This window comes from Formosa undariae (assembly GCF_042427615.1).
In the GTDB taxonomy this organism is placed as follows: domain Bacteria; phylum Bacteroidota; class Bacteroidia; order Flavobacteriales; family Flavobacteriaceae; genus Formosa; species Formosa undariae.
Genome location: NZ_JBHMEZ010000032.1, coordinates 341,665 through 352,617, shown reverse-complemented (window position 1 = coordinate 352,617; position 10,953 = coordinate 341,665). Strand labels below are relative to the sequence as shown.

Below are 10,953 nucleotides of genomic sequence, written 5' to 3'. Positions count from 1 at the left end.
CACCTCTTACCATTCCGAACAGAGAAGTTAAGCCTATTAGCGCCGATGGTACTGCATTTGTGGGAGAGTAGGACGTTGCCTTTTTTAAATCTAAATCCTCAATACGTTTGTATTGAGGATTTTTTTTGGTTTATACTTTTTGAGAGTATAATACAACTAAATCTCAGGGGAATTATACAGGTTGACAATTGAAATAGAATTTAACCTTTGTTAAAAAAGAAATGCCTCGAATTTATCATTAGAACTTCTCTTCTGTATTATTTGTAAAATGCTAAATAAATACGTTTTTGTAGGATGTTCGAGCGGAGTCGAGAACAGCACGGTATTTTGTTATCCCCATTTTGTTTCTACGTATTATCTTAATGCCTTTATCAATCTTCAATTTTTAGTCTTCTTAGTTGTCTGCGATTTGTTTCTTTTATAACCCAAGAACATCATTGTCGAATGAGAAACTACCTTTATTCTATTTCCATATGACTAAAAATTTGAGAATGGTAAGTGGTAATAAATGCATTGTAGTTCTCTATACTCAATTGGCTAGGAAATGATAATATGGTTAAAGCTACTGGATTTGTAGATTTCTGTATCGCAGGTTGTATATAATCATACGCATTCATTTTAAAACCTAGTTTATCATAAAACCGAACGCGTTTCTTTTGAATATCTGTAGTTGCTGGTTCTACTTCAAGAAGAATTGGTTTAGAATCTGCTAGGCTTAGAAAATCTTTCATTAGCTCACTTCCTAATCCTTCATTTTGTCTATCTGGTCTTATAGCTATATGTTCAATATAACGTAGTGTTTCAAAATCCCACCAAAATAGTAATCCCACAAATTGGTCATCCTTAAACACAATTTGGCAGTAATAGTTATTTAATCCTAGAGTATGGACTTGTCCTTTAATATTTCGTCTTTCATTTTCAGGAAAAGATGTTTTATATAAATCCCAAACGTGTGAAAAATCAATAGACTCGGTCGATGTTAAACGTTTATATGTAATCATAAATTTTAAATAGTTTTGTACATCATATAATGTGTGCCTACACTTGGAATATTAAACGGATTTCCACTAATTGTAAATCCATTTCTTTCGTAAAATTTTACCGCTATTTCACGGGCGTTTAACCAAATCAAAATCCCTTGTCTTTCTTTTACTAGTGAATCACCAGCTTCTACTAATATATCTCCGTATTTTAATCCTTGATAATCTTGTAGAATAGCCATGCCACGAAGTTGGTATTGTTTACTTTCTGGAAATGCTTCATTATTGGTTTTCATAAATGTAACGACTCCAATCAAATCTGCATTAAAATACAACCCCAGATGAAATGTATCTATATGGCTATCGTTATTAAATTCACAATCTTCAATAGGTCGCCCTGGTCTTAAAACAGGTAGTCTAACCTTATATGTCTCCTGCGCATCTATTTGTTTTAGTGTTAAATGTCTATGTTCTTTGGTAATCTGCATACGTTTGAGGTGATTTAATAGGTATTGTTTTAATTAATGGTATTTATTACATCTATCGTTTATAAAAATGTTTAACAATTGTAGAAATAACTAAAGTAAAGTGAATGAATTTCTCTTAAATATAATCTTTAGGTTTGAGATATTAGATTCATAATTCAAACTTAATTATTTTTGCATTTCATTTTTAAAATTCAGGACTAAATAATGAGTATTGAAATAAATTATCGTCAACTTCAAAAGGAAGAATTATCAGAAATAATTCCATTAATGCAGAAATTTACTGACAACAAACACACGGATGGACTTTTAACTGAACGTTTTACAGAAATGTTTGAACAAAATTATGAGTGTATAGGCGTGTTTAATGATCAAATTTTAATTGGGATTTGCGGATTATGGTTTTCTACTAGACATTATAGTGGACGTAGTGTAGAAGTAGATCATGTTTATATTGATGAGGATTATAGGAGTAAAGGCATTGGTAAACAGTTTTTTAAGTGGATTTACGATTATGCGAAAGGTAAAGGATACGAAGCAGTAGAGCTAAATACCTATGTTCAGAATCATCCTTCACATAAATTTTACTATAATGAAGGCTTCAATATACTAGGTTATCATTTTGTGAAAAAAATATAAATTTTACTTGGATACTATTATTTAATATCCGTATATTTGCACCCGGTAATGCGAGAGTAGCTCAGTTGGTAGAGCGTCAGCCTTCCAAGCTGAATGTCGCCGGTTCGAACCCGGTCTCTCGCTCAAAGAGCTTCATAGAAATATGAAGCTCTTTTTTTTACTTTAAATCCGACAATTCACTACCTGTTTCCATTTCATAAGGCGTTTGATTATGTTTAAAGATTCTGGCCGATAAATTTCCTTTTAGAATAATTGAATCACCATTTACGTGTAACCAACTTCCTTCTCTTAGTCCTACTACTGGCTGCGTATTATAACACATAAACTCTTTTATTCGAGTTTCGCGAGTTTCTCCCATATGTTCACTACCTGATATAGGATCTAAATAATGAGGGTTTATATTAAACGGCACTAATCCTAGAGTTTTAAAACTTGGTGGGTATACAATAGGCATATCGTTAGTTGTATTCATAGTTAATCCACAAATATTACTTCCCGCACTAGTTCCTAAATATGGCGTTCCGTTCTTTACAACATCTATTAAAGCATGCATGCTATTGGTTTTGTATAACTGATTTACTAATACGAACGTGTTTCCTCCACCTACAAAAATGGCCTCGGCTTGCTCTATCGCTTCAGTTGTATTTTTAAAGGTGTGAATGCCTTCTACATTTATATTAATTTTTGAAAAAGCATCTTTCGCTCTATTTGTATAGTCATCATGGGAAATTCCACTAGGCCTAGCATAAGGTACAAACAGTATTGTATTTACATTCTTAAAGTGAGATCGTAATTCCTCTAATATATAGTCTAAATAGCCACTACCAAAAATAGTAGATGTACTGGCAATAATCATATTTTTCATCGTCGATAATTTATCGTAAATTTAAGTAATAGATGGTTTTAACAAAAATTTAAATGCCACTAATAAATTCTATAGCCGATAAGTCCTTAACTTTATTTAAAATTGATTTATGAAAAAATTATTACTATTTCTAATATGCTTATTTTCTATAGGTTCTTTAACCGCCCAAACTATTAACCGTGTGGAAATACTTGGACGTATTGTAGTCGCAGATACGGACGACATTGAAGGTGTTACTATTTACAATACCGCGTCTAATACAGGTACGATTACTAATGCGCAAGGGGATTTTAAAATAAAAGCTGGATTACTAGATACTATCGAAATATCTGCACTGCAGTTTGAAACTATTACCGTGAAAATAGATTTAGAAATTATAGAATCTAAACAGCTTACCGTGTTCTTGGTACAGCATATTAATCGCCTAAACGAGGTGGTTATTATGCCCTACGGATTAACGGGTGTATTATCTAAAGATTTAGGTAAGTTTAAAACCTTTAAGCCAGATTTAGAAAGCATTAACTTTGGAATAGATGATATTGCCGCATATGAATTTGCAGATGATTACCATTCTGAGGCAGATTTGTCTATTTTAAATCAAGGTGAGTTTTATAACGGACTTAATATCGTAGCGATTGCGAATACCTTTTTAAAACCTTTATTTAAAAAGAAAGAAAATAAAAATCAGAAAATAGTAAAAGAAACTGAAGCTAATTTAGGGTTACGTGGTATTTACTCTTTTTCATTTATTTCTGAAAATTTTGGAATTCCAAACGATCAGGTTGAAGCGTTTATTAATGATATAGATCTCAATATAAATTCTACTTTATTAGAAGCTGGTCAAGAAATGCAATTGATAGAATATCTTTCTAAAGAAAGTAAAGCGTTTTTATCTAACTAGGGTGTTTAGGTTTAAAATTCTCCTCTTCGGAATTCTTTGTGTCATTTTAACTAGTTCAAAGGTTAGCGCACAAACAGTACCGATAGAGGGAATCGTTAGTGGGGCAGATGATATAGAGAATATTCATGTGATAAATAAAACATCTAAAACCTTCACTATTACTTCGGCTACAGGTCATTTCGATATTCATGTAAAACTAAACGATACCTTAGTGTTTTCTTCAATACAGTATGCCGATCTAGATATTATTATTGATGCTTCAGTGATTGCAAACAAAGCTATATTGGTGAATTTAGAAGAATTTGTAAATACACTTGATGAAGTCGTTGTTGGGAAGGTTCTTACAGGTAATTTGATGCTCGATATTGGTAGTTCTACAGTAGAATCTGAAATTAATTTTTACAATGTTGGTATTACAGGTTATACTGGGAGAAGGAATACTCAAACAGAACGGCGTTTACATGAAGCGACTTCTGGAGGAGGTGTAGTTGGGTTGAACCCAATTATTAATGCGCTTACTGGCCGAACAAAAATGTTGAAGAACCATGTTAAATTAGAACGGAACGATGCGCTTATTAATAAAATTAGACAACGCCTCTCTGATGATTTTTTTTGCGAACATCCTTTAGACGAATTTAAGCATATGGACTTTTGGTATTTCTGCTCGGAGGATCCTTATTTTGAAAAACGTTGTAAAGACAAAGTGGATGTCGTTATCTTGGCTTTTTTAAATGCTAAATACGATCAGTATGTATTGAATTCAAAATCTACTTCAAATTAATGATGAAAACACACTTTATATTATGTCTCTTTATAGGAAGTGTGTCTTTACTTAAAGCCCAAAATCTTCAAACAATTATAGGTAAAATTGCGGGGAAAGATGATATTGAAAATATTCACGTTATAAATAAATCATCTAAACGTTTCACGATTTCAAATGTAAACGGCGAATTTTCTATTGAAGCCAAACTTAACGATACTTTAATATTTTCGAGTATTCAATACAGCACAAAGGAAGTTGTAATCGATGCTGCAATTCTTATTCGTAATACTCTGTATGTTTCCCTATCCGAAGACATTAATACCTTAGAAGAAGTGGTTGTAGGAAAAGTTTTAACAGGGAACTTAATGTTGGATATTGGCAGTTCTACAGCAAAACGAAATATTAATTTTTACGATGTTGGTATTCCTGGTTATCAAGGAAAGCCGAGTACGAAAGCAGAACGTGATTTAAGTGGTGCGGGAGGAGAATTTAAACCTATAATGCTATTGGGGTTATTAGGAGGTTCTCTTCCTGTAGATCCAATAATAAACGGTATTTCGGGCAGAACTAAGAAACTTAAAAAACGTATTGCATTCGAAAAAAAACATGAACTCATGCAGGATATAAGACATCGGTTTTCTAATGATTTTTTTAACGAACACCCGTTAAGTGAATTAAAACAGATGGACTTCTGGTATTTCTGTTCAGACGATCCTGATTTTAAGGAGCGATGTAATAGTAAGCTTGATATGGAAATTCTCACATTTTTAAATGAAAAATATGTGCAGTACAACAAGAATCTAAAATCAGAATAAATTTTATACCTGTAAGCACGTTGCTAATTTAATTACATTTACAGCTTAAATTATAAATATGAAATCCCTTAATTACTATTTCTTAATTTTTCTACTGCCTTTATTGGCTTTTACTACGATTCATAAATACTACGTAAGTATAACCGAAGTACAGTACGTAAAAGAGAAGCAATCTGTACAGATAATAACTCGAATTTTTATAGACGATTTAGAAACATTAATGCGTCAGCGTTATGAAGAATCTATTATTCTAGGAGGAGAAAATGAGTCTGATAAGGTTGATTATTATTTAGAGAAATATTTAAAGTCTAAAATCCAAATCCAAATTAACGGTAAAGAGACTGTCTTAAAATTTATAGGAAAAGAATATGATAATGATATTGCGATTTGTTATATCGAAATTCCTAAAGTATCTACAATTTCGGAATTTGAGATTTCGAATAACGTGTTGAACGATGTTTTTGAGGAACAACAAAATGTGGTAAGACTAGAAATAAGCGGTAAGAAAAAAAGTTTTATTCTTACAGGAAGGAATGATAAAGGATTGTTAAAATTAGATTAAACTTCTGTTTACAGTATAAAAGTGTTATTTTTCCAGTAAAAATCACCAATCAATTCTTATGAAAAGACTAAAGTACCTAATTCTTTCTGCTGTTTTTATTTCAGCAAGCGTTATGGCGCAAGAGCAAAAAACACCTGAACGTAAAGCAGGTCATACCAATAATAATAAGTTCAAACAATTATACGAGGAGTTCTCTACTCCTAATATGTTTAGAACTGGATCAGGAGCTCCAGGCCCAGCTTATTATCAGCAACAAGCCGATTATAAAATGGATATTACTCTTGACGACAAAAATGCAAAAATTTCAGGGTCGGAAGTTATTACATACACAAATAATTCCCCAGACGAGTTACGTTATTTATGGGTACAATTAGATCAAAATATGCGTGCTAAAGATTCTAAGACGCCTTTAATTGAAGGTGGAGAAGTTGCTGCAGCACAACAACCAGCAGGTTTTGTAAAAGATTATATGGCAGAACCTTTCGATGGAGGGTTTAATATCGAAGCTGTAAAAGATACACAAGGAAAAGATTTAGCGCACATGATTAATAGAACCATGATGCGTATCGAATTACCAAAACCATTAAAGAATGGAGAGAAATATTCGTTCTCAATTAAATGGTGGTACAATATAAATAACCATGTCGACGGACGTGGACGTTCAGGATACGAGTATTTCCCTGAAGACGATAACAGAGCTTATGTAATAGCTCAATTCTATCCAAGAATGGCTGTCTACAATGACGTAGAAGGATGGCAAAATTCTCAATTCTGGGGACGTGATGAATTCGCATTACCTTTCGGAGATTTCGAAGTAAATATTACAGTTCCTGCAGATCATATCTTAGATGGTACAGGGGAATTAGTAAACAGAAAAGAGGTGTACTCTAAAGAAATGCTAAAGCGTTATGAAAAAGCAAAAAAATCTTTTGACGAGCCTGTTGTTATTGTAACACAAAAAGAAGCTGAAGCTGCAGAGAAAAAGTTTAGTACAGATACAAAAACATGGAAATTACATGCTAAAAATGTACGTGACTTTGGTTTCGCAACTTCAAGACGATTTATTTGGGATATGATGGCTGTAGAAATTGGTGGTAAAAACATCATGGCTGTATCTATGTACCCTAAAGAAGGAAATCCATTGTGGGAACAATGGAGTACAAAAGCTGTAGCTAGTACTTTAAAATCGTATTCTAGGATGACTTTCGATTACCCTTATCATAAAGCAATTTCTGTTCATGCTAAAAATCAAGGAATGGAATATCCTATGATTTGCTGGAACTACGGACGTCCAGATAAAGAAGGTAAATATACAGATAGAGTAAAATTCGGGATGATTAGTGTAATTATTCATGAAGTAGGTCATAACTTCTTTCCAATGATTGTTAATAGTGACGAACGTCAATGGACATGGATGGACGAAGGGTTAAATAGTTTTACGCAAATTGTTGCAGAAAAAGACTTCGGAGAATCATATCCAAATGCATTATCGGAAGGACAAACAGCTTATCCTTCACGAAGAGGACCGGTTGCTAATATAGTGCCATATATGGGAGGAGATCAAGATTATATTGCTCCTATTATGACAAAAGGATTAAATACATATCAGTTTGGAAATAATGCTTACGGGAAACCTGCTACTGCTTTAAATATTTTAAGAGAAACAGTAATGGGACGTGAGTTATTCGATTATTCTTATAAAGAATATGCACGTCGTTGGATGTTTAAACACCCTACACCAGAAGATTTCTTTAGAACTATGGAAGATGCTTCTGCATTCGACTTAGATTGGTTCTGGAGAGGTTGGTTCTATACTACAGATTATGTAGACATAGGCGTTAAGGATGTTAAGAAATACTACGTTTCATCAGAAATAAATGAAGCGACTAAGGCGCAAGCAAAGCGTTATAATATGGAAGTTAGCGATTTGCCGTCTTTAGTATATATGGTTGAAGAAGGTAGTGAAGAGTTTAAAGAATCTCTTAAAAACGGAAATTCTATGGAAAACTCTACAACATTAAAAGAATATGTTATGGACAATTTTACACCAGAAGAGCGTAAAAAATTAAAAGAGCCTAAATATTTCTACAATGTTACTTTCGAAAAACCAGGTGGGTTAGTAATGCCTATTATTGTAGAATATAAATATGCAGATGGGACTTCTAAAACAGAAACGTACCCAGCACAAATCTGGAGACTTAACGATTTAGAAGTAAGTAAATCTATTGCTTCAGATAAGGAAATAGTTGGAATAACTGTAGATCCAAACCTTGAAACTGCAGATGTAGATACATCAAATAATTCTTGGCCAAGAGAAACAAAACCAAATGAATTTGAGGCTTTTAAATCTAAGTCTAAAGATTAATTAAAACATTATGTTAAAGCCAACTTTTTTAAGTTGGCTTTTTTTTATTTTTGTAACCAAACACTTAGTATATTTACATCGTGATACAACATTCTACATTTTTATTTATTAGTGGTACAGAAATAATGTTTATATTATTTATTGTAGTCATGGTTTTTGGTGCCGATAAGGTACCGGACATTGCACGTGGTTTAGGTAAAGGCATGAAAGAAATTAAAAATGCCACCAACGATATTAAATCAGAGATCACAAAAACAGCAAGTAAAAGTGGTTTAGATACCTCTGTCACTAAAGATGTCCAAGACCAATTAAAGCAGGTAAAGGACGATTTAGAAGACTTTACAGGTTCTGTGCGTCGTAAGATGTAATTACTTTTTTCTGCTAATCGTTAAGCCATCCCGAACAGATAACAAAACGGTTTCAATTCTAGAATCTTCTTTTAAAAGTGTGTTATACTCCAAAACAGCTTTTGTAGATAAATCTTTCGGATTTAAAGGTTCAATTACTTTTCCACTCCAAAGGACATTATCAGATAGGATAACACCACCTGGATTAAGATTGTCTATAATCAAGTTAAAATAATTAGGGTAATTCTCTTTATCAGCATCAATAAATATTAAATCGAAGGTTGGTTCTAAAGTCGGAATGATATCTATGGCACTTCCTAAATATTGATGTATTTGAGTTCCATACTCAGAAGCATCAAAATACTTTCTCTGAAAATCGAACAATTCCTCATTTACATCTATAGTGTGTAGCGTTCCCTCTTGTTGTAAACCTTCAGCCAAACACAATGCAGAATATCCTGTATATGTGCCTATTTCCAAAATATGTATTGGTCTTATTAACTTAGAAATCATACTTAAAATGCGCCCCTGATAATGCCCACTAAGCATACGCGGTTGTAAAATTTTTTGGTAGGTTTCTCTTGTAAGTTGCTTCAGTAATTTTGGCTCGTCTTCCGTGTGTTTTACTACGTAATCGTCCAATTCTTGAGGTATAAAGTGCATGTTCTTAAATTCTAAATATTACTTTTTTAAGTGTTGTTTTGGGTGTTACTTTTAATTATTCAAAAGGAATACTCAAAAGTCGGGCTTTTCGTTATATCTTTTTTAATCAGAAAAAGAATAAAAAAGGATGCCACTTCAATCCCTAACACAAATTTACTGTTGTTTTATAATGTAGGATATTCAATAAGAAAATTATTCATTTTTAAAATTTTGAGTCATCACTCTCTTTCCTTTTCTTAAAAATAAATCTAAAATCTCATTTGGAAATTTAGACATATCTATTCCGACATAAATTTGATATGCAGGTTTTAATCCGTTCTTTTTTTCCTTAAATATAGTACGTTCATACCAAACTATAGGGGAAGAGTCTGTAACAGTTGTGATATCTTGTTTGGTGATTTTATTTCTAGGGTACGTTTTAGAAATATAAACAGATTCAATATTTAAATACGTTCTATCAATTACTTCGTCACTAGCTAAGCTGGGGTCTACACGTTCGGGTTGTCCGTAATGTATCCAGTTTACCACTTGTTCTATCGTTTGGAGTTCATTAATTTTTGCATTCGTGTAATTTTTTACCTGTAATTGCGCTTGTGCTTGTAGGCTAATAAAAAGAATAAATGCACTTAAAAAATATTTCATATTATAAACTTTTAGTTCGTCCACCATCAACCGGTAGATTAATACCATTAATATAAGCTGCTTGCTCACTAGCTAAAAAGACTATGGCATTTGCAATTTCCTCGGGTGCTGCAAATCGATTTACAGGAATAGACTGTTTTAAATTTTCAGCAACCTCTTCTTCTGTTAGTCCGGACTTATCAGCAGTATCTTTAAGGATGTCAAATAGACGATCTGTAGCTGTTGCGCCAGGAAGTACGTTATTTATTGTAATACCAAATTTGGCGACTTCGTTAGACAATGTTTTGCTCCAACTAGCTACAGCGCCGCGAATGGTATTACTTACACCAAGACCATCTAGGGGTTGTTTTACAGATGTTGAAATAATATTTATAATGCGACCAAATTTGGCATCCTTCATAAAAGGAACAACCGTTTGTGCTAGCACATGATTACATTTTAAATGTTGCGTAAAGGCGAGTTCGAAAGCATTGAGTGTTGCCGTAAAAATGGGGCCAGCAGCAGGACCTCCCGTGTTGTTAACTAAAATATGAAAGCCATGATTTGCGGCAATAAAAATATCTAGCTTTGTTTTTAAGTCTGTTGGATTCGAAAAGTCTGCCACGATATAACTATGAAGTTCAGGATTTGGTAATTCTGAACACACGTGTTTTAATTTTTCCTCGTTTCTTGCAACTAAAGTGATTGTTGCTCCCTCTTCTGCTAAAAGAAATGCAGTGGCCTTTCCGATACCTGCCGTACCGCCGCAAACTAGCGCGTATTTATTTTTTAAGTTGAAATTCATATAAAATAGATGTGAATTTTAAGATGCAAAAATAAGGATTATAATATGTTAGCGATTAAAAGAAGGAAGAGATTAACATATAACAAACAAAAACGCTTCAGTTGTTAATTACAACTGAAGCGTTCATCATATATATAGACGC

13 protein-coding genes, 1 tRNA gene and 1 rRNA gene are annotated in these 10,953 nt (G+C 32.9%); 9 read left to right on the top strand and 6 right to left on the bottom strand.

Translation table 11 applies throughout. From position 1 onward, the window contains the following. Positions 1 to 84, top strand: a 5S ribosomal RNA gene (gene rrf / locus ACFFVB_RS18690); the annotation flags it as partial. Between the two features lie 374 nt (positions 85 to 458). Here rrf and ACFFVB_RS18685 read toward each other — a convergent pair. Further along, entirely contained in the window at positions 459 to 1,001 is a 543-nt protein-coding gene (locus ACFFVB_RS18685; protein WP_382384826.1) for a GNAT family N-acetyltransferase, read from the bottom strand. 5 nt (positions 1,002 to 1,006) lie between these two features. Further along, positions 1,007 to 1,468, bottom strand: a complete 462-nt coding sequence (locus ACFFVB_RS18680) for a GNAT family N-acetyltransferase (protein WP_382384825.1) — start codon at positions 1,466 to 1,468, stop codon at positions 1,007 to 1,009. Between the two features lie 204 nt (positions 1,469 to 1,672). Here ACFFVB_RS18680 and ACFFVB_RS18675 point away from each other — a divergent pair, with 204 nt between their 5' ends. After that, positions 1,673 to 2,104: a GNAT family N-acetyltransferase gene (locus tag ACFFVB_RS18675; protein ID WP_382384823.1), complete on the top strand. Its 432-nt coding sequence runs from the start codon at positions 1,673 to 1,675 to the stop codon at positions 2,102 to 2,104. A 50-nt stretch (positions 2,105 to 2,154) separates the two neighbouring features. Beyond that, positions 2,155 to 2,227: transfer RNA gene (locus ACFFVB_RS18670), tRNA-Gly, on the top strand. 34 nt (positions 2,228 to 2,261) lie between these two features. On the opposite strand, the gene pepE is transcribed toward ACFFVB_RS18670, so the two are convergent. Further along, on the bottom strand, positions 2,262 to 2,969 hold the full coding sequence (gene pepE / locus ACFFVB_RS18665) for a dipeptidase PepE (protein ID WP_382384822.1): 708 nt from the start codon (positions 2,967 to 2,969) through the stop codon (positions 2,262 to 2,264). A gap of 109 nt (positions 2,970 to 3,078) precedes the next feature. Between pepE and ACFFVB_RS18660 the strand changes: the two genes are divergently transcribed. The 6 genes from ACFFVB_RS18660 to ACFFVB_RS18635 all read left to right on the top strand — a co-directional run bounded on the left by ACFFVB_RS18660 (position 3,079) and on the right by ACFFVB_RS18635 (position 8,743). Continuing rightward, positions 3,079 to 3,870, top strand: coding sequence for a carboxypeptidase-like regulatory domain-containing protein (locus tag ACFFVB_RS18660; RefSeq protein ID WP_382384821.1), 792 nt, complete (start codon positions 3,079 to 3,081; stop codon positions 3,868 to 3,870). 127 nt (positions 3,871 to 3,997) lie between these two features. Beyond that, positions 3,998 to 4,651 carry a hypothetical protein gene (locus tag ACFFVB_RS18655; protein ID WP_382384819.1) on the top strand — a complete coding sequence of 218 codons (654 nt, stop codon included), beginning with the start codon at positions 3,998 to 4,000 and terminating at the stop codon, positions 4,649 to 4,651. Beyond that, on the top strand, positions 4,651 to 5,448 hold the full coding sequence (locus ACFFVB_RS18650) for a carboxypeptidase-like regulatory domain-containing protein (RefSeq protein ID WP_382384818.1): 798 nt from the start codon (positions 4,651 to 4,653) through the stop codon (positions 5,446 to 5,448). Before ACFFVB_RS18655 ends, ACFFVB_RS18650 begins: the two co-directional genes overlap by 1 nt. A 58-nt stretch (positions 5,449 to 5,506) precedes the next feature. Next, on the top strand, positions 5,507 to 6,010 hold the full coding sequence (locus ACFFVB_RS18645; protein ID WP_382384817.1) for a DUF6702 family protein: 504 nt from the start codon (positions 5,507 to 5,509) through the stop codon (positions 6,008 to 6,010). Between the two features lie 58 nt (positions 6,011 to 6,068). After that, on the top strand, positions 6,069 to 8,375 hold the full coding sequence (locus ACFFVB_RS18640; protein WP_382384815.1) for a M1 family metallopeptidase: 2,307 nt from the start codon (positions 6,069 to 6,071) through the stop codon (positions 8,373 to 8,375). 80 nt (positions 8,376 to 8,455) lie between these two features. Next, on the top strand, positions 8,456 to 8,743 hold the full coding sequence (locus ACFFVB_RS18635) for a Sec-independent protein translocase subunit TatA/TatB (RefSeq protein ID WP_382384813.1): 288 nt from the start codon (positions 8,456 to 8,458) through the stop codon (positions 8,741 to 8,743). Here ACFFVB_RS18635 and ACFFVB_RS18630 read toward each other — a convergent pair whose 3' ends face one another. The 3 genes from ACFFVB_RS18630 to ACFFVB_RS18620 form a co-directional block, all read right to left on the bottom strand. Then, positions 8,744 to 9,385, bottom strand: coding sequence for an O-methyltransferase (locus ACFFVB_RS18630; protein WP_382384811.1), 642 nt, complete (start codon positions 9,383 to 9,385; stop codon positions 8,744 to 8,746). A gap of 192 nt (positions 9,386 to 9,577) precedes the next feature. Further along, a complete protein-coding gene (locus ACFFVB_RS18625; RefSeq protein WP_382384809.1) occupies positions 9,578 to 10,027 on the bottom strand; it encodes a hypothetical protein in 450 nt (149 codons plus the stop codon). A gap of 1 nt (position 10,028) precedes the next feature. Next, positions 10,029 to 10,811 carry an SDR family oxidoreductase gene (locus ACFFVB_RS18620; RefSeq protein WP_382384808.1) on the bottom strand — a complete coding sequence of 261 codons (783 nt, stop codon included), beginning with the start codon at positions 10,809 to 10,811 and terminating at the stop codon, positions 10,029 to 10,031. Positions 10,812 to 10,953: the final 142 nt, after the last annotated feature.